Source organism: Rhizobium altiplani, assembly GCF_001542405.1.
In the GTDB taxonomy this organism is placed as follows: domain Bacteria; phylum Pseudomonadota; class Alphaproteobacteria; order Rhizobiales; family Rhizobiaceae; genus Rhizobium; species Rhizobium altiplani.
The window spans coordinates 116,988-140,145 of sequence record NZ_LNCD01000078.1; the positions used below are offsets into that span (position 1 = coordinate 116,988).

Here is a 23,158-nt window from a genome sequence, read left to right on the forward strand (position 1 = left end):
CGGGCGGCCGTTCAAATGATGTTACGGGGCGAGAATGCCTTCCATGCCGGACAGGCACGGCCGCGGTACGAATCGCGATGCTTAGCGATTGAACGGCTCGGAGCCCTTGAAGGGCGACACAGGCATTTTTTCGGCTTCTTCGCGCTTTACGGCGGGGCGAATCGTGCGGCTCCTGGATTCCTTCCAGACAAGGTAAAGCACGCCGCCAAAGTAGCCGGCCTGAAGCAGGACGGCGCAAATTGCGGTCTTGATCGCGGTGCCAGCGAGGGAACCGCTCAGCCAATACGTCGCCACAGCAAATACGGCCAATGCGCCGAGCATGCTGAAGATAACGCGAGGTGCATACATCTGTTGCCTCCTCCATCGGAGCTTCTTCAACGAACAATTATCGAAGACGAAAGCGCCACCAGGATCCTTCCTAGGATAATGTTTTACAGGACTTCCTGTTTCAACTGAAGGTCCGGAGACGTTTTTTGCGCCTGCGAAATGCGTAGTACAGCGACGATCTTAAAGGTTTCTTCCGGCTATTGGTAAAAATGCCACGCGCTGTCACCCTTCGCGGGCTTTTGCGAAAGATGATTAAAGAAAATTACATCGATCTTTGGTTGCGCCTAATTTGGCAATACACGTAAGCATTAGTGCCACAATGTCGGTCACAACGGGTGCGTTGGAGGGGTTGTGCGTTCAACTTTTATTACAAAGTTTTTAATTTCAATCGGTTTGCTAGTGCAGTGCAAAACTGATGGTGCAATGCAATAAAGAACTCTTTCGGCAAATAGAATCCATTGCTTTGCGAGAAGCCGCCAGTGCAAACCACCAATTGCTCCCACCGTGCCGGAACGACCTAGACTTCAGTATCTTTGGCTCGGATAGCAATGGCCCAGACTTTTATTGGTACACGCATAGATTATTTCGAGATCGCCAGAGAATTGTATGACTATTTCAGCGGATTCTTAAAAACAAAAAAGCTGAACGGCGGCCGGAAAAACACGTCGTAAAGCGTCAGTCGTAAAATTGTGGCTTAAAAAAACAAAATCACCTCATACACTTCGAATTCGTCAGGGCCAGCTAACCGGCCTGAGCCTACCCGACCAAACGGCAAACATAAGTGGAGTTACCTCTATGAAGTCTGCGACGAGATCGGACAGTTCGCCATTTTATGGCGCAGTTCATCAGAGCGTGTTTCCGCCGACTGGCGGGATCGCAAAACGGGCATTCGATGTGTCCGCCGCCTGCCTCGGGCTCATCTTTCTGAGCCCGCTTTTTTTGATGGTGATGTTGCTTGTGAAGCTCTCCGACAGGGGGCCGATCTTCTACGGACATCGCCGCATCGGCCACAATGGCCAGGAGTTCCGTTGCCTGAAGTTTCGGACAATGGTCACCAATGGTGACAAGGTTCTGCAGGAGCACCTGCGAAACAATCCGAAGGCCATGGAAGAGTGGCGTGAAACGCGCAAGCTGCAGGATGACCCCCGGGTTACTGTCGTTGGTGCCGTTCTACGCAAATTGAGCCTTGATGAGCTGCCCCAGCTCTTCAATATCATCCGCGGCGAAATGAGCGTCGTCGGTCCGCGTCCCGTTGTTCGAGACGAACTCGAAAAATACGAGAATGCGGCCGTCTATTATCTGCAAGCTCGCCCTGGCCTGACAGGCCTCTGGCAGATCAGCGGACGCAATGACGTTTCTTACGCCACCCGCGTCGCCTTCGACACGCACTATGTCGAAAACTGGTCGCTGGTTCGGGATGTCGTGATCATCGCACGCACAATCCCGGCGGTATGCGCTCAACGCGGCAGCTACTAAGCCGCATCTCAAAACGCAAAACAGTACTGCGCGGCAACGCCTTACGGCTTGTCGTGCTGAGACACGGGGAAGGTTCATGGAAAGACGCTTTCTTGACGGCAAGGCCGGACGATTTCGTTCGCTAAGATCCGGCATTGTTGTCGCAGCCGGACTTGCTGCTTTATTGGCGTCCTCATCGCTTGCCAGTGCAGACGACTACCGTCTCGGAATGATGGACAAGCTGAGGATTCGGGTGGCCGAGTGGCAGACCGCGGATGGCAGCATCCGCGACTGGTCGGTTATCAGTGGGGACTATACGGTCGGGCCTTCAGGAAGCATTTCCCTGCCTTTCGTCGGTGATATGCCCGCATCAGGCAAGACGACAGATGCGATCGCCCAGGAGATCGGTTCGGCTCTGCAGAAGCAATTTGCTCTGAAAGACCGACCTTCTGCCTCGGTGGAACTGTCGGAATTCCGGCCGGTCTATCTCTCCGGTGACGTTGAAAAGCCCGGTGAATATCCGTTCGCGCCCAATCTCACGATCGTCAAGGCCGTGAGCCTCGCGGGTGGCCTGCGCCGCGCGGACGCCGGGCAACGCTTCGCCCGCGACTTCATCAACGCCAAGGGTGACGCGGTCGTCTACATGGCCGACCGGGCACGCCTGCTGGTGAAGCAGGCGCGGTTGCGCGCGGAGATCGCGAACCAGGATACGATCGAAATGCCGAAGGAGCTGCAAGACAAGCCGGAGGCGAAGCCCCTGCTTGACAGCGAATCGGCTCTCATGAACACGCGCAAGAAGCGGCTGACGCTGCAGCTTCAGGCTCTTGCTGACCTCAAGCAACTGCTGCAAAGCGAGGTCGAGACCCTCGCCAAAAAGAGCGAAACGCAGACTCGGCAATTGCAGCTTGCGACCGCGGACCGCGACAAGGTCGAGGATCTTGCGGAGAAGGGTCTGGCACTCAGCGCCCGCAAGATGGCCGCCGAGCAGCGCGCTGCCGATACCGAGGCGACGCTTCTCGATATCGACACCAATTCGCTGAAGGCCAAGCAGGATATCAGCAAGGCCGATCAGGACGAGATCACGCTTCGGAACGACTGGGATGCGCAGCTTGCCCAGGAACTTCAGAATGCCGAAGCTCAACTCGACGAACTCCATCTTAAGCTCGAAACCAGCAATTCGCTGATGGCGGAGGCATTGACGCAATCCACCGATGCCGCCCGTTTTGACACCAGCACTGGGGCTGCGAGCATCGCCTACTCAATCGTCCGCGATGTCGACGGCAAGGCGAAGGAGATTCCGGTTCAGGAAAATACGGCACTGCAGCCCGGCGACCTGATCAAGGTCACCGCCGGATTGGCAATGAGATAACGAGGCCGCAATGCGGATCGCAAAATCTGTGCTCATTCAGCCAGGCAGGAATGCGAATTTCGCCATCCCTGCCGTGGCGCTGTCACTTTTTTGCTTCGCCTACTCGATTAAGTTCGGGCAGGTGGCGATCCTGCTTTACTATGCGCTCTGGTTGCCGCTGATTGCCGTGGACTACAAGAAGGTGCTCGGCAGCCATGGTCGCTATCTCTGGATCTATGCCTTCGCAGCACTTGCCTTCCTGTCGGTCTTCTGGTCGGTGGTTCCGAGCATTTCGCTGCGTGCCAGCATCCAGTACCTGACTCAGGTCATCTGTGCCCTGATCGCAGTCCGCGTGGTGGACGTCAGAAGCCTGACGGTGGGCATGATCGCCGGTGTGGGGATCGTTCTCGTCTATTCGCTGCTGTTCGGCTACTACGAGTACGACCCGCTGGACGGCACCTTCAGTTTCGTTGGGGCCTTCGCCTCGAAGAACCAGCTTGGCTTCTATGCGTCGCTTGGGTTGATCGTTTCCTTCGCGGCCGTCTTTATCTTCGGTGAGAGACGCCTCTGGATGGCGGCGTCGGGAATAGTCGGGCTGCTATCGGCCTACTGCCTCATCGCCTGCCAGTCTGCGACGTCCGTTTTGACGACTGCCGTCGTGATTGCCCTCATGATGGGGCTGCGTGTCGTGCTCGCACTGACCCCCGACCACCGCAAGCTGCTGGTCGTCGGCGGTGGCGTCGCCGTCATCATTCTCGCCGTTGCTGGCGTCTATCTCGGCGCGGTCGATGCCGTTCTCGGCATCTTCGGCAAGGATTCCACGCTGACCGGGCGTACCTATCTCTGGCAGCAGGGGATCGAGGCGGCAAAGCAGAATCCGGTCTTCGGCATCGGCTACCAGGCCTATTGGGTTCAGGGCTTCTCGGAGCCGGAGCGCCTGTGGGAAGAGTTCTTCATCGGATCGCGGAGCGGCTTCCACTTCCACAACACCTACATCGAAACGGCCGTCGAGCTGGGGCTCGCGGGCGTGATCGTTCTTGCAGGAATGCTCTTGCGGATTTTGTGGGGGCACTTGCGCCGCGTCATCGAGGATTTCAGGAACGACGAATCCTATCTGCTGTTCTCGATCGCCGTGCTGCTGACGATCCGCTCCTTCGTCGAGATCGATATTCTGACACCGTACAACGTCGGGACGTTTCTTTTCTATTTCGCCGCCGGAAAGCTGGCGACAGCGCGCCGCCAGCCAGCGGTGAGCTCATGGCAACACCACGCGTCGCCTGAGCCTGTCACTCAATAACGTCATTGCATTTTCGACCGGGCTTGGGCCGGTTCTCCGAGGAAACGGATGAAGACACTTTACGGCATCCAATATCTGCGCGCCTTCGCGGCACTTGCCGTCGTGGTCTTCCACGCGGCCGAAAGAACCGGTGAGCATTTCGCCATTGGTGCCGCCGGCGTCGATGTTTTCTTCGTCATCAGCGGTTTCATCATGTGGGTCATCAGCGACCGCCGCCCAATGACGCCACAGGGGTTCCTGCTTGATCGCATTCGCCGCATTGCGCCTTCCTACTGGCTGGTCACGAGCGTGATGATCGCCGGCGCCCTCGTCGGTCTGTTTCCAAACCTGAAGCTGACCGGCGCCCATATCTTGTCCTCGCTTTTCTTCATTCCTGCCCACTCGCCGAGCACTGGCGAGATCTGGCCGGTCCTCGTCCAAGGCTGGACGCTGAATTTCGAGATGTTCTTCTACATACTGTTTGCCGGCGCGCTCTTCCTGCCGCGTCGCTGGAGACTGGTCTATCTGACGGCCATTTTCGGGAGCTTCTTCCTGATCGGCCTGGTGTTCAAGCCTGCATCGCCCGTGCTGAACACCTATACCCGGTCGATCATCCTCGAATTCCTCGGGGGAGTGCTGCTCGCCGAATTGTGGATCCGGCGCTGGATTGCAGGCACCAGTCTCGGCCTTGCATTCGTTGGCGCATCACTCGTCGGCTTCGCCATGATCTTTCTGATCGGAGCCGATTTCAATGAAACGATCTGTGGGCCGCTGGCCATCGCTTTGGTCTACGGCATGGTGTCGCTCGAGGCGGACGGCAGCATTGGCCGCGTACCGCTTCTCACCTATCTCGGCGATGCATCCTATTCGATATACCTCTGGCACACGCTGGCAATCTCCGTGATCGTCAAGGCTGCCGGCGCGGCCGGGCTGTCGGCAACGCCGACGATCGTAATTGCCGTCATTGGCGGCACGATCCTCGGAACGGCAGCCTACGAGTTTGTCGAGAAGCCGCTCCGGAAGATCTTTTCGTCAGACCTGTTCAAACCGAGCGCGGTCGAGCGGCGCCCTTCATGAAGAAGTCTCAGTGGCAGCCTCCTCGGAGGGCGGGGCGGGCTCGGCCTGCGCAACAGGCTTTCGCCGGCGCCCGCGCAACACGACGTAAAAGACGGGCGTCAGGAACAGGCCGAAAATCGTTACGCCGAGCATCCCTGAGAAAACGGCCGTTCCGAGCGATTGGCGCATTTCGGCGCCGGGGCCGGTGGCGATCATTAGCGGCACGACACCGAAGATGAACGCGAAGGCCGTCATCAGAATCGGCCGCAGCCGCAGGTGACTGGCCTCGATGGCGGCCTCGGTTGCTGACTTGCCTTCGTCCTGTGCCTGTCTCGCGAATTCCACGATCAGGATGGCGTTCTTGGCCGCCAGCCCGATCAGAACGATCAAGCCGATCTGCGTCAGGATGTTGTTGTCCATTCCGCGCAGATGGACCCCAAGCAAGGCTCCCAGGATCGCAAGGGGGACGATGAGGATGATGGCTAGCGGCAGAACCCAGCTTTCATATTGCGCCGACAGGGCCAGGAACACGAAGACCACCGACAGGGCGAAGATGTAGATTGCGGTATTGCCGGTGTTCCTCTCCTGGAAGGCGATTTCCGTCCACTCGAAGGTCGTTCCTGCCGGCAGGATCTGCTTGGCAAGGCCTTCCATCTTGTCGAGTGCGGTGCCCGTCGAAACGCCAGGGGCGGCATTACCCTGCACGGGGACGGACACATACATATTGTAATGCTGGACGAGGGATGGGCCGCTGGTATCACGGATGTCGACCAGCGTGCCAAGCGGGACGAGTGCACCCGTCGCAGATCTTACCTTGAGGGCGAGGATGTCGTCACGCTCGACGCGATACTGCTGGTCGGCTTGCGCGCGCACTTGGTAGACACGCCCGAAGGCATTGAAATCGTTGACATAGGATGTGCCGAGATTGATCGACAGCGTGTCGAATATGTTGGTGATCGGCACGTTCAGCGTGCGCGCCTTGTCGCGGTCGATTTCGAGGAAATATTGTGGACTGTTGGCGGAAAACGTCGTGAAGACACCCGTCAGACCCTCGGTCTGGTTCGCCATGCCCATCAGCTGATAGGCAACGCCGAGGACGCGGCGCATATCGGAGCTCTCGCGATCCATCAGCTGGATCTTGAAGCCGCCGGCATTGCCGATGCCCGAGATCGGCGGCGGCGGAATGGCGATGATGAAGGCTTCCTGGATCGCCTGCAGGCTCCCATAGAGCTGGCCGATGATCTTCGTGGCCGTCTCGCCATGCTCCAAACGGTTTTCGAAGGTGTCGAAGGCGGCAAAGACCACGCCGGCGTTGGAAGCGTTGGTAAACGTTGCGCCGCTGAAGCCCGAGAAGGCAACAGCATTCTTGACGCCAGGCGTGTTGCGGATGATCTCCGAAGCGCGCTCGACGACCGCGTCGGTGCGTGAAAGCGCTGCACCGTCAGGGAGTTGCACGACGACGATGGCGTACCCCTGGTCCATGACCGGGACGAAGCCGCCGGGAACGATCCTGCTCATATAATATGTGGCGCCGAGCAGGCCGATAAAGATCAGCAGTGCGACGCAGAGTGCTGCGACTGTCTGCACCGTATGACGGACGATCCATGAATAGCCGGCACTGAGCCTGTCGAACCCATTGTTGAATCCATTCGCAAGCGCGCTTCCGAAACGCGCGATCGGATTGCGCCGCTTCTCGTGCTCCTCGTGTGGCTTGAGCACCAGTGCGGCGAGCGCTGGCGAGAGGGTCAGGGAATTCAATGCCGAGATCGCGGTTGCGACCGCGATCGTCACGGCGAACTGACGATAAAACTGGCCTGATATGCCGGGGATAAAGGCCGTTGGGACAAACACGGCGATCAGCACGAGAGAGATGGCGACGACTGCCGTTCCGACCTCGTTCATCGTCACATGCGCCGCCTCTCGCGGCGTCATTCCCTTTGCCAGGTTGCGCTCGACATTTTCGACCACGACGATGGCGTCGTCGACGACGATGCCGATCGCCAGTACGAGGCCAAACAGCGTCAACATGTTGAGCGAAAACCCGAAGGCAAGCAGAAACGCGAAGGTGCCGATCAGCGAGACCGGGATGGCAACGATGGGGATGATTGCCGTTCGCCACGACTGTAGGAAGATGAGAACCACGATGGCGACGAGGAGGGCGGCTTCAGCGATCGTCTTGTAGACCTCGTTGATCGACTCCGCGATGAATTCGGTCGGGTTGTAGACGATGTCGTAGCTAAGGCCCTGCGGGAAATCCTGGGCGACTGTGTCCATCGTCTTCTTGATTTCGGCCGCGGCTGCAAGCGCGTTGGTGCCGGGACGCGCGAAAATGCCGAGCGCGACCGCCGGCTTGCCGTTCAGATAGCTATTGGTGACATAGTCCTTGGCGCCGAGTTCGATGCGGGCGATATCCTGCAACTGGACGAGACGCCCCTCGGAGGTCGCTTTGACGATGACGTATCGGAACTGTCGGGCATCCGAAAAACGTCCTTGCGTCGTCACCGTATATTGGAAGGCGTTGGTGCCGGCGGCCGGCGGCCCGCCGATCGAGCCGCCGGAGACCTGCACGTTTTGTTCGCGCAGCGCGTCGACGACATCGCTGGCGGTCATGCCATAAGCCGACAGTTTCTGCGGGTCGAGCCAGATGCGCAGCGAATACTCGCGTTCACCGAACAGGATGACGTCGCCAACGCCGTCAAGACGAACCAGCGTGTCGCGGATACGGGTGCGTGCGTAGTTGGAGACATAAAGCTGGTCGTATCGGGAATTCGGCGACAGCAGATGCACCACCATCATCAGGTCGGGCGAGCTTTTTGCCGTCGTGATGCCAATGCGCCGCACTTCTTCGGGAAGGCGTGGCTCGGCGATGGCAACGCGATTCTGGACAAGCACTTGCGCCTTGTCGAGGTCCGTGCCGAGCTTGAAAGTCACGGTCAGCGCCATGGAGCCATCGGCCGTCGAGTAGGAAGACATGTAGAGCATGTCCTCGACGCCGTTGACCTCTTGCTCGATCGGCGTCGCCACGGTGTTGGCGATCGTCTCGGCGTCAGCGCCGGGATAGGAGGTGCGGATGACGATGGTCGGCGGTGCAATCTCCGGGTATTGCGCCACGGGCAACTGGAAATAGGCAATGCCGCCGACAATCAGCAGCACAATAGAGAGCACCGACGCGAAGATCGGGCGGTCGACGAAGAAGTGTGCAAATCTCATCGGCTGAGCTCCAGGCCGGCGGCTTCTGGCGCAATCTCCTCACGGCTTTGCGGTAGCTCGACGACCTGCGGCGTGACCTTGGAGCCGGGGCGGGCTCGCAGCAGGCCATTGATGACGATCGTCTCGTTGCCGTCCATGCCCTCGCGGATGACGCGATAGCCGTAGAGGCGCGGGCCCGGGCGGACGGGCTTTGCAGTGACCGTCCCATCCTCTCCAACGACATAGACGACGCGCTGGTTCTGGTCGGACCCGATTGCTTCGTCGGGGACAAGGATCGCCTTGTAAACATTTGATGCCTCGACAGAAACGCGACCGAACAGCCCCGGCTGGAGCACGTAGTTCGGATTGTCGAAGCGCGCGCGTATGCGCTTCGTGCCGGTCTCGCTGTCGATCCTGTTTTCAGCGAAGTCCAGCTTGCCCTTGAATGGCTTCTCGGTCGAATCCGTGATCCTGACCTCGACCTCCACGCCGCCACCGCCTTGCTGCAGATCGACCCCGCGGTCGCGGGCAGTCTGCGCGAAGTTGAGAAGGCGGCGTTCATCGACGTCGAAATAGAAGTCGATGGGATCCACCGAGACAATGGTCGTCAGAATCGATTGGTCAGCCTGAACAAGGTTGCCGACGGAGATCAGCCGGCGGTCGATGCGGCCGCTGATCGGCGCTGTGATCTTAGTATATTCGAGGTCGAGTGCCGCGCGATCGGCCGTTGCTTGCGCTCCACGGACGTTTGCCTGTGCCGAAACCCATTCGCGCCGGCGGTCGTCAAGGATCGATATCGACTGGCTACCACTCGTCGCAAGGCTCTCGGCCCGCTTGAATTGCGCTTCGGCATAGACGAGCGTCGACTTGGCCACCTCCAGTGCCGCATTCGCCTCGTTCAGGGCAGTGACGAATGGCCTCTGGTCGATGACGAAGAGCAGGTCACCCTGCTTGACGAGCGCGCCGTCGGTGAAGTGAACCTCCTGAAGGTAGCCGCCAATGCGCGAGCGCACCGATACCTGATCGACCGGCTCGAAGCGTCCAATGAACTCATCGTTGTCGACGACATCGCGCACGACAGGTTTGGCGACAGAGACGGGAGGGGGAGAGCCTGGCTGCTGCGCCACCGCCGAAGCGAACGGCAGGAAAGTCAGGGTGCCAATAGTCAGCAGTCGTCGAAGGGAGGAAGGCATGGCGGTTTCCTTATCCGGACGGCCGCAAACGCTGCCGTCGCTTATGCTGATGTGATGCGATTCATGTCTTGATGTCTCTGAACAAAGGCTCTGCCCTCATTCACCTATGCCATTGTAAATTCACGATCACGGCGTTCGGCCGCGTTCCGGCCCTACCATCGAGAAAAATGGGTCGGCCGCCGGTAACCCTCTGGATTTCTACTTTAAACGGCTGCCGCTCGAAATTGCAAATGCCACACGGTTGCAATTTGCGAAAGCCCTCAGAAATCTCTGCGCGTATTCTCATGCGGCATTTTGGCCGCAGATGCGGAATCTGGAGAAGCGCCTATTGTGCTATGCACACGCTTAATATATCTGAGCGTATTATAAGTGTGCTTATGAATTATCGGCACTGGTTCCCATGAACAGCAATCCTACCCTCGGCTTCCTATTGCACGACGTCGCACGGCTGCTTCGCAAGCGGTTTGAGCAGCGTGCGCGCTGCCTTGGGCTGACGCGGTCGCAGTGGCAGACCCTGGCTTATCTGCGCAGCAATGAGGGGATCCACCAGAGCGGATTAGCCGAGATCCTGGAAATCGAGCCAATCACGCTTGTCCGCATTCTCGACAAACTCGCCGATCGCGGTCTCATCGAGCGCCGGCAGCATCCGACCGATCGCCGTATCTGGCTTCTCTATGTGCGCGAGGAAGCCCATCCGCTTCTGGCCGAGATGCGCGAGCTTGGTGATCTGACACGCGGCGAGGCATTCGCCGGCATCCCTTCCGAGCAGCGCGATCAGCTGTTCGACATTCTAACCGAAATGAAGACGAACCTGGTGCAGGCCTGCCGATCCCCGGTAGCCGAGAATGAGACAAAACATGGCTGAGAAGTCCTCCCTGCGCGTCGTTACAGACGCAAATGCCAAGAACCCAGTTGAAGAAAACGATGTTTCTCCTCGTGAGGAAACGGTAGCCGAGGCGCCTTCATCCAATTCAGCGCCCGCTACTGCTGTGGCTGCGCCTGGCGGCACTCAGGTCCGCCGCCGGCGCAGTCTCACGCGCCCCGTTCTGTTCACGCTGCTGCCCGTCGCGCTCGTCGTTGGCGGCTACTACTACGTCAATGGCGGACAGATCATGTCGACCGACAATGCCTATGTCCAGGCTGACATGGTGGGGCTGACGACAGACGTTTCCGGTATCGTCGACCAGATTAACGTGCATGAGAACGAAGCCGTGAAGAAGGGCCAGGTGCTCTTCAGCCTGCGGCAGGATTCCTTCAAGATTGCTCTCGACGGTGCGGAGGCGCAGCTCGGCGCCGTCCGAAACCAGATCCTCAATCTGAAGGCCAGCTATCAGCAGTCGCTTGCCGAGATCACGCAGGCCGAAGCTGATATTCCGTACTATCAGACCGAGTTCGACCGTCAGCAGAACCTGCTGAACAGCTCGGCCGCGACGCGCACTGCTTATGATCAGGCCAAGCACAATCTCGATGCGGGCCATCAGAAGGTCGCCGTCGCAAAGGCCGAAGCGGCAGCAACATTGGCCCAGCTCGGCGGCAATGCCGATCAGCCGGTTGAGCAGAACCCGCTCTATCTCGAAGCCAAGGCGAAGGTGGACGACGCACAGCGCGAACTCGACCACAGCGTCGTCAAGGCGCCGTTCGATGGTATCGTGACGAACGTCAACTCGCTGCAGCCGGGCTCCTACCTGCAGGCGTCCACGCAGGCCTTCTCGCTGGTTTCGGACAATAACCTCTGGATTTCCGCGAGCCCGAAGGAAACGGAACTGACCTATGTGAAGCCGGGCCAGCCGGTGACGATCTATGTCGACACCTATCCGGGCGTGGAGTGGAAGGGCAAGGTCGAGAGCATCAGCCCGGCCTCCGGCTCCAGCTTCTCGCTGCTGCCGGCGCAGAACACGACGGGCAACTGGGTCAAGGTCGTGCAGCGCATTCCGATGCGCGTCAGCATCGATCACGCGGCAGGCAAGCCGCCGCTTCGCGTCGGCATGAGCACCGTCGTCGATGTCGATACGGGCCGCGCCCGTGGCCTTCCGGATTTCGTTTCCAAGCTTTTGGGCCGCTCTGGCGGCAAGGACCATGAGTAACGCTGCATCATCACCGGCCACCCTGGTTGCCAACAGGGGCGCGATCACGGCTTGCGTCATCCTGGCAGTGATCATGCAGGCGCTGGACACGACGATCGCCAACGTCGCGCTGCCCTATATCCAGGGCAGCGTCTCGGCGAGCGCCGACCAGATCAACTGGGTCCTGACCTCCTACATCGTGGCGGCCGCGATCATGACGCCGCCATCAGGCTTTCTGGCCGCCAAGTTCGGTCGCAAGCGGGTGCTTTTGGCGGCAATCGCCGGCTTCGTCGCGGCTTCCGTTCTTTGCGGCCTTGCGCAATCGCTGAACCAGATTGTTGCCTTCCGCCTGTTGCAGGGCCTGTTCGGCGCGTCTCTGGTTCCCCTCTCTCAGGGCATCCTCCTCGACATCTACACTGCCGAGGAGCGAGGCTCGGCCATGGCCTTATTTGGCGTCTCGGTCATGGTCGGGCCGGTCCTGGGACCCGTCATCGGCGGCTGGCTGACCGATAATATCAGCTGGCGTTGGGTGTTCTACATCAACGTGCCGATCGGCGCGCTGGCGTTTGCCGGCATCGTGATCTACGTTACGGAGACGAAGCTCGATGCGCTGGCGAAGCTCGACTGGTTCGGGTTCGGGATGATGAGTCTCGGCATCGCGTCGCTGCAGCTCTTTCTCGACCGCGGCGAACAGCTGAACTGGTTCGCGTCCGGCGAGATCATGATCGAGGCGATCGTCTGTGCCGCTGCCTTCTATCTGTTGATCGTGCATACGCTGACGGCCGAAAAGTCGTTCGTGAATCCGAAGCTGTTCCTCGATCGGAACTTCTCGGTGAGCATGCTCTTCATCTTTGTTATAGGCATCACCTACCTCGCCTCGCTGGCGCTGATGACGCCCTATCTGCAGACGCTGATGGGATATCCCGTCATCACCGCGGGCATCGTCATGGGGCCGCGTGGGCTCGGCACGATGCTTTGCATGTTTATCGTCGGCAAGCTGATCGGGAAAGTTGACTCGCGGCTGCTCTTGGTGACCGGACTCGGGCTGACGGCCTGGGCGATGTATGACATGACCGGTTGGACACCCGATGTCTCGCAGTGGACGATCGTGTCCGTCGGCTTCATTCAGGGCGCCGGGCTCGGCTTCCTGTTCGTGCCGCTGACGACGATCGCCTTTTCGACGCTGCCCGCCCACATGCGCGGCGACGGCACCGGCCTCTACAACCTGTCGCGCAACATCGGCTCGAGCGTCGGCATTTCGATCGTTTCGGCGCTTCTCGTCGAGAACGCCCAGGTGAACCACGAGAGCATCGCTGCCTATGTGACGCCGTTCAACCGGGCCTTCGAGGCGACGGCGGCACAGGGGCTGAATCCGCTGACTGCGGCCGGTCGTGCGGCTCTCAACGAAGTGATCACCCTGCAGTCGACGATCATCGCCTATATAGACGACTTCAAGCTGCTGATGCTCATGTCGCTGGCGGTCATTCCGCTCGCGCTGCTGCTGCGCAAGCCGAAAGTGGCACCTGCCATGGATCACAGCGCCGTCATGGAATGAGCCTCAGCGGAACGGTTTGCTGAGATAGCGAGATCCTGAGATGCCGAAGCGCCATGGCGCTTCGGCATTTTTCGTTATGCCGATCCGCTGGCCGGCGACAATTTCGACGGGAGCCGAAGGAGCGATCGAGAAGGGCGACCGGTCGAGCAACCTGTCGTTCAGGGAGAGATCGACGCCGAGCGCTTGGCAGAGCTTGCCGGGGCCGCTGCAGAGCTGCGTCAGCGCATGGTTGCTGCGGCGTTCGATCATCGTCGCGATGCCGGCTTCCGGCTCGATTGCGCGGATCAGCACGGCCGAGCCGGGGGTGCACACGAAATTCAGGCACCAGTGTATCCCGTAGATGCGATAAATGTAGACATTGCCAGGTCGACCGAACATGGCGCGGTTGCGCGGCGTGGGGCCGCGGAAGGCGTGCGAGGCTTCGTCGTCAGGGAAGTAGGCTTCAGTCTCGGTTATGCGGCCGCCGACATCGCCGACGCGCAGATGGGAGCCCAGCAGATCCCGGGCGACGGCAATCGCATCGCGCTCGAAAAAGCGCGTGAGATCAGGGCCGGCGAGGGGAGTGGCGCCGATCGCACCGACGCCATGTGTCATCTGTTTCAGGCTTCCGGTCCATGAGGCACTAATGACCGACCTTTGGGTCATGAGCAGAAATGGAGGATCCGGTCACCGAGACGGGATCGCTTGCCGGAAAGGTATCCTCGAGGCCTTCTTCCAGTTCTTCTTCGAGAAGCGCGGCATCCTTGCCGCGTGTGCCATCGGCTTGCGAACTCTGCAGTGTTGTTGCGAGCAATGCCCTCGCGCGGGTAATCGCATTATCGCTCGTTAGCCCGGGAGAGGCGGCGGCATAGAGCGTGACCGATATGTTGTTGCCGGACTGATCCGTGAAGATGACGACAAAACAGCCGTCCTTCGGATGCACGGTGACGTCTGTGATGGTCATGAAAATTCTCCAGCTCTGACAGTCACTGTAAGTGAAACGCTTTTCGCTAGGATTGTCGAGCAAAGACCTTCACCAGCCAGTCGATGAAAACGCGAACGCGGGGCGAGAGCTGCCGGTTGCGCGGATAGAGCAGGGAGACCGGTGTTTCGGTCAGCGGGAAATCCGGCAGGACGTGAATGAGCGTGCCGGCCGCGAGATCCGCTTCGGCGTGATAACGTGGCACCTGTATCAAGCCGAGGCCGAGCCTGGCAGCCGACATGAAGCTCTCGGCGGCGTTCACCGTCACCGTCGCGGGCAGGGTGACATTACGGATGCTGCCGCCGACGATGAATTCCAGTGGTAGCACGCCGCCCGTCGCCGTCGAGCGGAAACCGACCATGCGGTGGCCATCGAGCCTGTCCGGATGTTCGGGGAGGCCGTGTTTCTCGACATAGGCGGGAGCTGCAAGGGTAACTTCCTCCAACATGGCGACGCGTCTTGCTACCATGTCGCTGTCCTGGGGCGTGCCGACGCGTAACACGCAATCGATGCCCTCGCGAACGAGGTCGACCAGCCGGTCGCCTTCGCTCATGTAGAACTCGATATCAGGATAAGTTTCGAGGAAATGCGGAAGGCTCGGCAGCACAAAATGCCGGGCAAGCGTGCCATGCACATCCACACGCAGCATGCCTTTCGGCATGGCGTCGGCAAAGGCGCCTTCCGCGTCTTCGATGTCGGCGAGGATCGAAAGACAGCGTTGGTAATAGGCTTCGCCGTCCAGCGTCGGGCTGACATGGCGCGTGGTTCGCTGCAGCAGCCGCACGCCGAGGCGTGCTTCGAGTTGTTTGACGGCATCCGTCACCGTGGAGCGCGGCAGGCCGGTGTCCTCTGCGGCAAGTGTGAAGCTCCGGCGCTCCACGACGCGGGAGAAGACCCGCATGGCATCGAATCTGTCCATCTTATTTGTTCGCGTTATTCGGATAGTGATGCCAGATAATCATTGATTATCCGCAAACTGAAAAGCGGCATCTTCTCCCCATCAGAAACGTGCTGAGCACAACGAAAGAAGGAGAGAGGCAATGGGCAATGAGAACAAGGTTGCGCTGGTTACTGGTGCATCGAGAGGCATCGGCGCCGCAATCGCGGAGCGTCTGGCCAGAGACGGTTTCACCGTCATCGTCAACTACTCAGGAAACGTCGCACTCGCCGAGGAGCTTGTGCAGAAGATCGAGCGCGACGGCGGCAAGGCTCTGACGGCGCAGGCCGACGTCAGCAATGCCGAGGCTGTCAGCCGGATGTTCGATGCGGCAGAAGCAGCCTTCGGCGGCATCGATGTGCTCGTCAACAATGCCGGTATCATGCAGCTTTCGTCGATTGCCGATGCTGACGATGCCCATTTCGATCGCCATGTCAGCGTGAACCTGAAGGGCACGTTCAATACATTGCGCGAAGCCGCAAAGCGCCTCCGCAACGGTGGTCGCATCATCAATCTGTCAACGAGTATCATCGGCCTGAAGCTGGAAACTTACGGCGTCTACGCCGCGACCAAGGCCGCCGTCGAAGCCCTGACGGCGATCATGTCGAAGGAAATGCGCGGCCGTAACATCACCGTCAACGCCGTGGCTCCCGGGCCGACAGCAACCGACCTTTTCCTTGATGGGAAATCGGAGGAACTGATCGCCCGCATGGCCAAGATGAACCCGCTGGAGCGCCTGGGCACGCCCGAAGATATCGCCGCCTCCGTCTCGTTCCTTGCAGGTCCCGACGGCGCCTGGATCAACGGCCAGGTGTTGCGTGCCAACGGTGGCATCATCTGACCTCCGGCTCCCCGCGGCGGGTTTGGCCCGCCGCCGCCGATGCCGATGCGGGCACGGTTGCGATGGCAATGCCAAGGCTATCCTCATGCCGTTCGGCACGCGTCCGTTCCGCACGCATATCGATCCGTCAGAGGACGGTGCCGAGATCGTCGTTGGAGTCGCTGATCGGGTTCGCGCCGAAATGTTCCGGCGGATCGGCTTGGAGGATCTTCTCAAACCGGCCGTTCACTAAACCGTGATACCGGCCATTGTTCCGGTTTTGCGAACCTGCTGTGCATAAATCAGTACTTAACAAACGGCAAAAACCAGGCTTATATTTTGCGTAAAGGCGACTGGGAAGACCTCCAACTCGGGCGCCACCTCAGATACCGGCCGAGCCATTTCCCTGGTGACGCGGCAGGGTCTGAAAGGAATTCGATGATCGACTGTTGCGGCCCGTCGAAGGGACACCTTCCGGGCCGCAATTGCGTCAGGCATCATTCAGCTTGGCATCCGAGAGCAATTTCACCAGCCAGTCGACGAAGACACGGACCTTGTTGCTGAGGTGGCGGTTCGGCGGATAGACGATATAGAGCGGCAGCGGTTCGCGGCTCCATTCCGGCAAGATCTCCACCAGGTCGCCCTTGGCCAGCGCATCGCGGATCATGAAGCGCGGCAGTTGGGCAATACCTAGCCCGTTCAGCGCCGCATTGACGAAGGTTCGGCTGTCATTGACCGACAGCAGGTAGCGCGGATTGATCTCCAGTTCCTCATTGTCCTTGCGGAATTCGAAGGGAAGTGTCCGGTTCGTCTGAGCGCGGAAGTAACTCACTGAATAATGGTCGTTTTCCAGCTCCTCGGGGCGAGTCGGAATGCCGAATTTCTCGATGTAGAGCGGTGCCGCGCAGGTGAGCATTTCGACCTCCGAGACACGTCTTGCGATCAGCGACTGGTCGGCCGGCGTGCCGGCGCGAAGCGCGCAGTCGACGTTCTCCGCGAGGTAGTCGACGGTGCGGTCGCCCACGCCCAGGTCTACCCTGATGTCCGGATACTTCTGGTAAAAATCGCAAAGCGCCGGGACGACAATCCAGTCGGCGAAAGCGCCGGCCATTTCGACGCGCAAGCGGCCGGTCGGCAGGCCTTGCGAGTTCGAAAGGCTGCCGTCGAGTTCCTCGAGCTCGGAGACGATCTGCGCCGCACGCTCGTAGTAGAGCGCGCCGTCGGTCGTCACCATGACGCGTCGTGTGGTGCGGTTGAGAAGCTTGGTATGCAGATGTGCTTCAAGCCCCTGAATGAGATTGGTCACCGTCGCCTTGGGCATGGCGAGCGTGTCGGCGGCCCGTGTGAAATTGCCCGTCTCTACGACGCGGATGAAGGCGCGCATTGCCGAGAGCTGGTCCATCGGAAAATCACCTAAGCAGATTGCACTGCGGTATTGTTCGAAATTCGGAACAGTGTAATCGCTCTATGGCTTCTTATTCCGACAATGGAATAACAATATCTTTTCTTCACAAATTGCAAGCCATCTCGGCTCGCAATACGTTATGTGGGTCAAACGCGAGCCGGAGCTATGGCGGTGCAAGTGAAAGACATAGTGTTGGAGAAGGTGGCCACCGGGCCCGTTTCCGCGCGCGTCTATCAGGGTGCCGAGTTCGGCAAGGGTTCACCCATCGTACTGTTTTTCCACGGCGGCGCATTTCTGCAGTCGGGCGTCAAGGACAGCGTTGTTGCCGAAAGCCTGGCGAAGGCTGGCGCGATTGTCGCTGTACCTGACTATAATGCGCCGCTTGGCAACGTCTTTCCTAAGCCGCTCGAAGTGGGTTACTCGATCTTTTCCTATCTCGCCAACAAGCGTGCGTCCGGTATTGGCGACCGCAATTCGCTGCTGATCGTGGCTGGCGAAGAGGCGGGCGGCAATATTGCTGCCGGCGTCGCCTTCAAGGCGCGCGACCATTATGCGGATGCGCTCAATGGCCAGGTTCTGATTTCGCCGCTGCTTGATCCTTTCATGGGCACGTCGTCGATCCGCAAGGCGGATGGCATAGGCATGCGTCAGCGCTGGGCCGAGGGCTGGAGCCATTATCTCAGCGGCGGCGGCTGTCATCCCTATGCCGCGCCGTGTCTGTGTTCCCGCATTTCGGGGGTCGCGCCGGCACTCGTTCTGACGGCGGAGGATGATCCGCTTCGCGACGAGACGCTCGGTTATGCCGATCGCCTCAAACAGGCTGGTGTGCCAGTTCGCCGGAATGTCCTTCCCGCCGGGGCAGGCTGGCCGATGCTTTATGGCGGGAAATGCGAACAGGCACCGAATTGGCAACAGACGATCACGGACCAATTCGAAAGCTTCGTTCGGGATATTAGCAGCCAATCTATTGCATTGAAGACGAACTGATTGAATTCGGCCACTGAGAGACGGCCGTAAGGAGAGTACCAATGACGTCCAGTAAGAAGCGCTGGGCCCTTGTGGGCGCCGGCTTGGGACTTGTTGCGTCCGTTTCGGCCGCAGCCATGTTTTTCGAACTGCCGATGAGCACGACTGCCACGGCGGCTTCCGCACCTGCGCAGGCTCCCGCTGTGCCGGTGACGGTGGCCGTCGTCGCCAGCCGCGACGTCACGACATGGCAGGAGTTCTCGGGACGGCTTGAAGCCGTCGACCGCGTGCAGGTCCGTTCACGTGTGGCCGGCGCTGTCCAGTCCGTGCACTTCCGCGAAGGCGCGCTGGTAAAGGCCGGCGATCTGCTCTTCACCATCGATCCGGAGCCCTACCAGGCGGCGGTTTCGCAGGCTGAAGGACAGACTGCCTCTGCCGAGGCCAAGGTCAATCTTGCTCAGATCGAGCTGGAGCGTGGCCGCAGGCTCTCCGACAACAAGACGATTTCGCAGAGCGATTTCGACCAACGGCAGAATGCCTTCACCGAGGCTCAGGCCGGTCTTCGCACCGCTCAGGCTGCTCTTCGTTCCGCACAGCTTGAGCTCGGCTACACCGAGGTCCGCGCACCGGTCGCCGGCCGCGTCGGCAAGATCGAGATTACCGTCGGTAATCTTGTTGCCGAAGGCAGTTCATCTCCCGCCCTGACGACGCTGGTGTCGGTCGATCCGATCTACGCAAGCTTCAACGCCAGCGAGGAGATGGTCACCAAGGCGCTTTCCGAGTTGCCGGCTGGCGATGGCGCCGTTCCCGCTGTCGAGCAGATCCCGGTCGAGGTTGGTACGCTCGCCGATCAGGGCACGCCGATCAAGGGCAAGCTGCAGCTGATCGACAACCAGGTCGACGCGGCCAGCGGTACGATCGGCGTTCGCGCCGTCTTCGACAATCCCGGCGGCAAGCTGATCCCAGGCCAGTTCGTTCGCGTCCGCATGGGCGAGCCGAAAGCCGAAAACAAGATCCTGGTCAGCGACCGTGCAATCGGCACCGACCAGGACAAGAAGTTCGTGTTCGTCGTCGATGCCGAAAACAAGGTCAGCTATCGGCCGGTGCAGCTCGGCCCGTCTGCGGATGGCCAGCGCATCGTCGAAAGCGGTCTTGTTGTCGGCGACAAGATCGTCGTCAACGGCCTGCAGCGTATCCGTCCCGGCGCAGTGGTTGCGCCGCAGGCGGAAGAGAAAGTCGCGACGGCTCAGTAAGCCGAAGCATGCGGAGCGTCTCGGCGCTCCGCGGAAACTCCCGAAACGACGTGATCCACCGGCGGTCTCCCAACCGCCGGAGAGGGTCGTTGCATCCCGATTTCATCCCGGAGAGGGCTTTGAAATGAATTTCTCCAGATTCTTTGTCGACCGTCCGGTGTTTGCCGGAGTCCTGTCGGTCCTCATCGTGGTCGCCGGTCTGCTTGGCCTGCGTGCACTGCCGATTTCCGAATATCCGGAAGTCGTTCCGCCATCGATCGTCGTGCGCGCCACCTATCCGGGCGCCAACCCCGAGGTCATCGCCCAGACGGTCGCAACCCCGCTCGAAGAGCAGATCAACGGCGTCGAGGGCATGCTCTACATGTCGAGCCAGGCGACATCGGACGGCGTCATGACGCTGACGGTCACCTTCAAGCTCGGCACCGACCCCGACAAGGCACAGCAGCTGGTTCAGAACCGCGTGTCGCAGGCCGAGCCGCGCCTGCCGGAAGAGGTGAAGACCATCGGCATCACGACGGTCAAGAGCTCTCCCGACCTGATGATGGTCGTCAACCTGATCTCGCCTGACAACCGCTACGACATCACCTATCTGCGCAACTACGGCGTCCTCAACATCAAGGACCGGCTGGCGCGCATCGACGGCGTCGGCCAGGTGCAGGTGTTTGGTTCGGGCGACTATTCCATGCGCGTCTGGATCGACCCGCAGAAGGCGGCTGAGCATGGCCTTGCCGCCAGCGATGTCACCAACGCGATCCGCGGCCAGAACGTCCAGGCCGCAGCCGGCACCATCGGCGCGTCGCCGAGCCTGTCGGGTGTAGACCTGCAGCTCAACGTCAATGCGCAGGGCCGTCTGCAGACGCCTGAGCAGTTCGGCAACATCATCGTCAAGACCGGCACGAACGGCGAGATCACCCGCCTGCGCGACGTCGCCCGCATCGAGCTCGGTGCGGCCGATTACTCGCTGCGCTCGATCCTCGATGGCAAGCCGGCAGTCGCCATCCCGGTCTTCCAGTCTCCGGGGTCCAATGCCATCACCATCTCGGACGAAGTCCAGAAGACGATGGAAGAGCTGAAGACCGCGATGCCTGACGGTGTCAGCTACGAGATCGTCTATGACACGACGAAGTTCGTCCGTTCGTCGATCGAGAAGGTCGTCGACACGCTGCTCGAAGCCATCGCGCTCGTCGTCATCGTCGTCATTCTGTTCCTGCAGACATGGCGCGCCTCGATCATCCCGCTGATTGCCGTTCCGGTCTCGATCATCGGCACCTTCGCGGTGATGTATGTCTTCGGCTTCTCGATCAACGCGCTCAGCCTGTTCGGCCTCGTGCTGGCGATCGGTATCGTGGTGGACGATGCGATCGTCGTTGTCGAGAACGTCGAACGAAACATCGAGAACGGCCTCAGCCCGCGGGCTGCCACCTACAAGGCGATGAAGGAAGTCTCGGGCCCGATCATCGCGATCGCGCTGGTGCTCGTCGCGGTCTTCGTGCCGCTCGCCTTCATCACCGGTCTGTCCGGACAGTTCTATCGCCAGTTCGCGCTGACGATCGCGATCTCGACTGTCATTTCGGCCTTCAACTCGCTGACGTTGTCTCCGGCCCTGGCCTCGCTCTTGCTGCAGGATCACCACGCCAAGCGTGACTGGCTGACGCGTGCCATGGACGCGGCCTTTGGCTGGTTCTTCCGTGGCTTCAACAGGGCGTTCGGTGCCGCCTCCAAGGGCTACGGCAAGGGCGTCGGCGGTCTCGTGTCGCGCAAGAGCATCGTCATGCTGGTGTATCTGGTGCTGGCCGGCGCCACCTACGGCCTCTTCAATGCGGTGCCGGGCGGTTTCGTGCCGGCGCAGGACAAGCAGTATCTGATCGGCTTTGCCCAGCTGCCGGATGCCGCGAGCCTCGACCGCACCGAAGACGTCATCAAGCGGATGAGCGACATCGCCATGGCCGAGCCTGGCGTTGCGCATGCGATCGCCTTCCCGGGCCTGTCGATCAACGGCTTCACCAACTCCTCGAACGCCGGCATCGTCTTCGTGACGCTGAAGGACTTCGAGGAACGCAAGTCGCCGGCGCTTTCGGGCGGCGCGATCGCCATGTCCCTGAACCAGAAGTTCGGGGCGATTCAGGATGCCTTCATCGCGATGTTCCCGCCGCCGCCGGTCAATGGTCTCGGCACGACGGGCGGCTTCAAGATGCAGCTCGAAGACCGCGCCGGTCTCGGCTATCAGGTGCTCGACGAAGCCAACAAGGCGATGATCGCCAAGGCCTACCAGACGCCTGAGCTGACGGGCATTTTCTCCGCCTATCAGATCAATGTTCCGCAGCTCTATGCCGATCTCGACCGTGAGAAGGCGGAACAGCTTGGCGTCCCGGTAACCGACGTGTTCGAGACGCTGCAGATCTATCTCGGTTCGCTCTATGTCAACGACTTCAACGCCTTCGGCCGTACCTACAGCGTGCGCGTCCAGGCCGATGCCAAGTTCCGGGCGCAGCCCGAGGATATTGGCAAGCTGAAGGTTCGTTCGGCATCGGGCCAGATGATCCCGCTGTCTGCGCTCCTGAAGGTGAACGCGACAACCGGGCCGGAGCGGACCAACCGTTATAACGGTTTCCTCTCCGCCGATATCAACGGCGGTCCTGCTCCGGGCTTCTCCTCCGGCCAGGCTCAGGCAGCGATCGAAAAGATCGCCGACGAGACCTTGCCGAAGGGCATCAGCTTCGAATGGACGGATCTGACCTATCAGCAGATCCTGGCGGGCAACTCCGGCGTGATCGTCTTCCCGCTGGCGCTGCTGCTCGTGTTCCTGGTGCTCGCTGCCCAGTATGAGAGCCTGGCGCTGCCGATCGCGATCATCATGATCGTGCCGATGGGCGTGCTGGCGGCGTTGACGGGCGTCTGGCTGACCGGTGGAGACAACAACATCTTCACGCAGATCGGTCTGGTCGTCCTTGTCGGCCTCTCGGCGAAGAACGCGATCCTGATCGTGGAATTCGCCCGCGAGCTGGAATTCGAAGGGCGGACTCCGGTCCAGGCTGCCATCGAGGCAAGCCGCCTGCGTCTGCGCCCGATCCTGATGACCTCGATGGCCTTCATCATGGGTGTCGTGCCGCTCGTCGTCTCGACCGGTGCCGGTGCCGAGATGCGCGCCGCCATGGGTGTAGCGGTGTTCTCAGGCATGATCGGCGTCACCTTCTTCGGCATCTTCATGACGCCCGTCTTCTACGTGCTGGTCCGCAAGCTCTCGGGCAATCGCCCGCTGATCCAGCACAAGGAGCACGAGCACGACGCGGAGGAAGCCGAAATCATCCGGCTCGCTGCCGAATAACCCCCACTCAGCGGCGAGACGTGGAAAGG

At 60.3% G+C, this 23,158-nt stretch carries 18 protein-coding genes and 1 pseudogene; 12 read left to right on the forward strand and 7 right to left on the reverse strand.

Going from position 1 to position 23,158, the window contains the following annotated elements:
- Positions 1 to 81: 81 nt before the first annotated feature.
- Positions 82 to 348, reverse strand: coding sequence for an exopolysaccharide production repressor protein (locus AS026_RS17355; RefSeq protein WP_018117241.1), 267 nt, complete (start codon positions 346 to 348; stop codon positions 82 to 84).
- A gap of 774 nt (positions 349 to 1,122) precedes the next feature.
- Here AS026_RS17355 and AS026_RS17360 point away from each other — a divergent pair.
- From AS026_RS17360 to AS026_RS17375, 4 genes are all read left to right on the forward strand, one after another.
- Positions 1,123 to 1,803, forward strand: coding sequence for a sugar transferase (locus tag AS026_RS17360; protein ID WP_062370749.1), 681 nt, complete (start codon positions 1,123 to 1,125; stop codon positions 1,801 to 1,803).
- A 76-nt stretch (positions 1,804 to 1,879) separates the two neighbouring features.
- Positions 1,880 to 3,151: a polysaccharide biosynthesis/export family protein gene (locus tag AS026_RS17365; RefSeq protein WP_062370751.1), complete on the forward strand. Its 1,272-nt coding sequence runs from the start codon at positions 1,880 to 1,882 to the stop codon at positions 3,149 to 3,151.
- Positions 3,152 to 3,161: 10 nt separating this feature from the next.
- A complete protein-coding gene (locus AS026_RS17370; protein WP_062370753.1) occupies positions 3,162 to 4,427 on the forward strand; it encodes an O-antigen ligase family protein in 1,266 nt (421 codons plus the stop codon).
- 48 nt (positions 4,428 to 4,475) lie between these two features.
- A complete protein-coding gene (locus tag AS026_RS17375) occupies positions 4,476 to 5,483 on the forward strand; it encodes an acyltransferase family protein (protein ID WP_025660020.1) in 1,008 nt (335 codons plus the stop codon).
- Here AS026_RS17375 and AS026_RS17380 read toward each other — a convergent pair.
- Positions 5,478 to 8,672, reverse strand: a complete 3,195-nt coding sequence (locus tag AS026_RS17380) for an efflux RND transporter permease subunit (protein ID WP_025660019.1) — start codon at positions 8,670 to 8,672, stop codon at positions 5,478 to 5,480. The genes AS026_RS17375 and AS026_RS17380 overlap by 6 nt on opposite strands.
- Complete coding sequence (locus AS026_RS17385; RefSeq protein WP_025660018.1) at positions 8,669 to 9,844, reverse strand: efflux RND transporter periplasmic adaptor subunit; 1,176 nt, start codon at positions 9,842 to 9,844, stop codon at positions 8,669 to 8,671. The genes AS026_RS17380 and AS026_RS17385 overlap by 4 nt, the downstream gene beginning before the upstream one ends.
- Positions 9,845 to 10,244: 400 nt before the next feature.
- Here AS026_RS17385 and AS026_RS17390 point away from each other — a divergent pair, with 400 nt between their 5' ends.
- Genes AS026_RS17390 through AS026_RS17400 form a run of 3 tightly spaced genes read left to right on the forward strand, consistent with a single transcriptional unit; the run spans position 10,245 to position 13,462 of the window.
- Complete coding sequence (locus tag AS026_RS17390; RefSeq protein ID WP_018857343.1) at positions 10,245 to 10,709, forward strand: MarR family winged helix-turn-helix transcriptional regulator; 465 nt, start codon at positions 10,245 to 10,247, stop codon at positions 10,707 to 10,709.
- Complete coding sequence (locus tag AS026_RS17395; RefSeq protein ID WP_025660016.1) at positions 10,702 to 11,928, forward strand: HlyD family secretion protein; 1,227 nt, start codon at positions 10,702 to 10,704, stop codon at positions 11,926 to 11,928. The genes AS026_RS17390 and AS026_RS17395 overlap by 8 nt, the downstream gene beginning before the upstream one ends.
- Positions 11,921 to 13,462: a DHA2 family efflux MFS transporter permease subunit gene (locus AS026_RS17400; protein WP_018857345.1), complete on the forward strand. Its 1,542-nt coding sequence runs from the start codon at positions 11,921 to 11,923 to the stop codon at positions 13,460 to 13,462. Before AS026_RS17395 ends, AS026_RS17400 begins: the two co-directional genes overlap by 8 nt.
- Positions 13,463 to 13,465: 3 nt before the next feature.
- Here the strand turns inward: AS026_RS17400 and AS026_RS17405 are convergent, their stop codons facing one another.
- The 3 genes from AS026_RS17405 to AS026_RS17415 are packed head-to-tail and all read right to left on the reverse strand — an operon-like array spanning position 13,466 to position 15,342.
- A complete protein-coding gene (locus tag AS026_RS17405) occupies positions 13,466 to 14,056 on the reverse strand; it encodes a DNA-3-methyladenine glycosylase (RefSeq protein WP_018117252.1) in 591 nt (196 codons plus the stop codon).
- A 28-nt stretch (positions 14,057 to 14,084) separates the two neighbouring features.
- On the reverse strand, positions 14,085 to 14,405 hold the full coding sequence (locus AS026_RS17410; RefSeq protein WP_025660014.1) for a hypothetical protein: 321 nt from the start codon (positions 14,403 to 14,405) through the stop codon (positions 14,085 to 14,087).
- 46 nt (positions 14,406 to 14,451) lie between these two features.
- Positions 14,452 to 15,342, reverse strand: a complete 891-nt coding sequence (locus AS026_RS17415) for a LysR family transcriptional regulator (RefSeq protein ID WP_062370755.1) — start codon at positions 15,340 to 15,342, stop codon at positions 14,452 to 14,454.
- A gap of 121 nt (positions 15,343 to 15,463) precedes the next feature.
- Here AS026_RS17415 and AS026_RS17420 point away from each other — a divergent pair, with 121 nt between their 5' ends.
- On the forward strand, positions 15,464 to 16,201 hold the full coding sequence (locus AS026_RS17420; RefSeq protein WP_062370757.1) for an SDR family oxidoreductase: 738 nt from the start codon (positions 15,464 to 15,466) through the stop codon (positions 16,199 to 16,201).
- Between the two features lie 35 nt (positions 16,202 to 16,236).
- Positions 16,237 to 16,433, forward strand: a pseudogene (locus tag AS026_RS40105) (oxidoreductase); the annotation flags it as partial.
- 237 nt (positions 16,434 to 16,670) lie between these two features.
- Here AS026_RS40105 and AS026_RS17425 read toward each other — a convergent pair.
- Positions 16,671 to 17,582 (reverse strand): LysR family transcriptional regulator, encoded by a 912-nt coding sequence (locus AS026_RS17425; RefSeq protein WP_018117257.1) that lies wholly within the window; start codon positions 17,580 to 17,582, stop codon positions 16,671 to 16,673.
- Between the two features lie 168 nt (positions 17,583 to 17,750).
- Between AS026_RS17425 and AS026_RS17430 the strand changes: the two genes are divergently transcribed.
- The 3 genes from AS026_RS17430 to AS026_RS17440 all read left to right on the forward strand — a co-directional run bounded on the left by AS026_RS17430 (position 17,751) and on the right by AS026_RS17440 (position 23,129).
- Positions 17,751 to 18,572 (forward strand): alpha/beta hydrolase fold domain-containing protein, encoded by an 822-nt coding sequence (locus AS026_RS17430; protein WP_025660012.1) that lies wholly within the window; start codon positions 17,751 to 17,753, stop codon positions 18,570 to 18,572.
- A gap of 41 nt (positions 18,573 to 18,613) precedes the next feature.
- Complete coding sequence (locus AS026_RS17435) at positions 18,614 to 19,804, forward strand: efflux RND transporter periplasmic adaptor subunit (protein ID WP_025660011.1); 1,191 nt, start codon at positions 18,614 to 18,616, stop codon at positions 19,802 to 19,804.
- A gap of 124 nt (positions 19,805 to 19,928) precedes the next feature.
- The gene (locus AS026_RS17440; RefSeq protein ID WP_062370759.1) at positions 19,929 to 23,129 is read left to right on the forward strand and encodes an efflux RND transporter permease subunit; all 3,201 of its coding nucleotides are present in this window, start codon (positions 19,929 to 19,931) and stop codon (positions 23,127 to 23,129) included.
- The last annotated feature ends 29 nt before the right edge of the window (positions 23,130 to 23,158 follow it).

What these genes read in the sequence shown, in the direction of transcription:
- AS026_RS17355 (WP_018117241.1), bottom strand. Translation starts at nt 348, where the DNA reads ATGTATGCACCTCGCGTTATCTTCAGCATGCTCGGCGCATTGGCCGTA.
- AS026_RS17360 (WP_062370749.1), top strand. Translation starts at nt 1,123, where the DNA reads ATGAAGTCTGCGACGAGATCGGACAGTTCGCCATTTTATGGCGCAGTT.
- AS026_RS17365 (WP_062370751.1), top strand. Translation starts at nt 1,880, where the DNA reads ATGGAAAGACGCTTTCTTGACGGCAAGGCCGGACGATTTCGTTCGCTA.
- AS026_RS17370 (WP_062370753.1), top strand. Translation starts at nt 3,162, where the DNA reads ATGCGGATCGCAAAATCTGTGCTCATTCAGCCAGGCAGGAATGCGAAT.
- AS026_RS17375 (WP_025660020.1), top strand. Translation starts at nt 4,476, where the DNA reads ATGAAGACACTTTACGGCATCCAATATCTGCGCGCCTTCGCGGCACTT.
- AS026_RS17380 (WP_025660019.1), bottom strand. Translation starts at nt 8,672, where the DNA reads ATGAGATTTGCACACTTCTTCGTCGACCGCCCGATCTTCGCGTCGGTG.
- AS026_RS17385 (WP_025660018.1), bottom strand. Translation starts at nt 9,844, where the DNA reads ATGCCTTCCTCCCTTCGACGACTGCTGACTATTGGCACCCTGACTTTC.
- AS026_RS17390 (WP_018857343.1), top strand. Translation starts at nt 10,245, where the DNA reads ATGAACAGCAATCCTACCCTCGGCTTCCTATTGCACGACGTCGCACGG.
- AS026_RS17395 (WP_025660016.1), top strand. Translation starts at nt 10,702, where the DNA reads ATGGCTGAGAAGTCCTCCCTGCGCGTCGTTACAGACGCAAATGCCAAG.
- AS026_RS17400 (WP_018857345.1), top strand. Translation starts at nt 11,921, where the DNA reads ATGAGTAACGCTGCATCATCACCGGCCACCCTGGTTGCCAACAGGGGC.
- AS026_RS17405 (WP_018117252.1), bottom strand. Translation starts at nt 14,056, where the DNA reads ATGACACATGGCGTCGGTGCGATCGGCGCCACTCCCCTCGCCGGCCCT.
- AS026_RS17410 (WP_025660014.1), bottom strand. Translation starts at nt 14,405, where the DNA reads ATGACCATCACAGACGTCACCGTGCATCCGAAGGACGGCTGTTTTGTC.
- AS026_RS17415 (WP_062370755.1), bottom strand. Translation starts at nt 15,342, where the DNA reads ATGGACAGATTCGATGCCATGCGGGTCTTCTCCCGCGTCGTGGAGCGC.
- AS026_RS17420 (WP_062370757.1), top strand. Translation starts at nt 15,464, where the DNA reads ATGGGCAATGAGAACAAGGTTGCGCTGGTTACTGGTGCATCGAGAGGC.
- AS026_RS17425 (WP_018117257.1), bottom strand. Translation starts at nt 17,582, where the DNA reads ATGGACCAGCTCTCGGCAATGCGCGCCTTCATCCGCGTCGTAGAGACG.
- AS026_RS17430 (WP_025660012.1), top strand. Translation starts at nt 17,751, where the DNA reads ATGGCGGTGCAAGTGAAAGACATAGTGTTGGAGAAGGTGGCCACCGGG.
- AS026_RS17435 (WP_025660011.1), top strand. Translation starts at nt 18,614, where the DNA reads ATGACGTCCAGTAAGAAGCGCTGGGCCCTTGTGGGCGCCGGCTTGGGA.
- AS026_RS17440 (WP_062370759.1), top strand. Translation starts at nt 19,929, where the DNA reads ATGAATTTCTCCAGATTCTTTGTCGACCGTCCGGTGTTTGCCGGAGTC.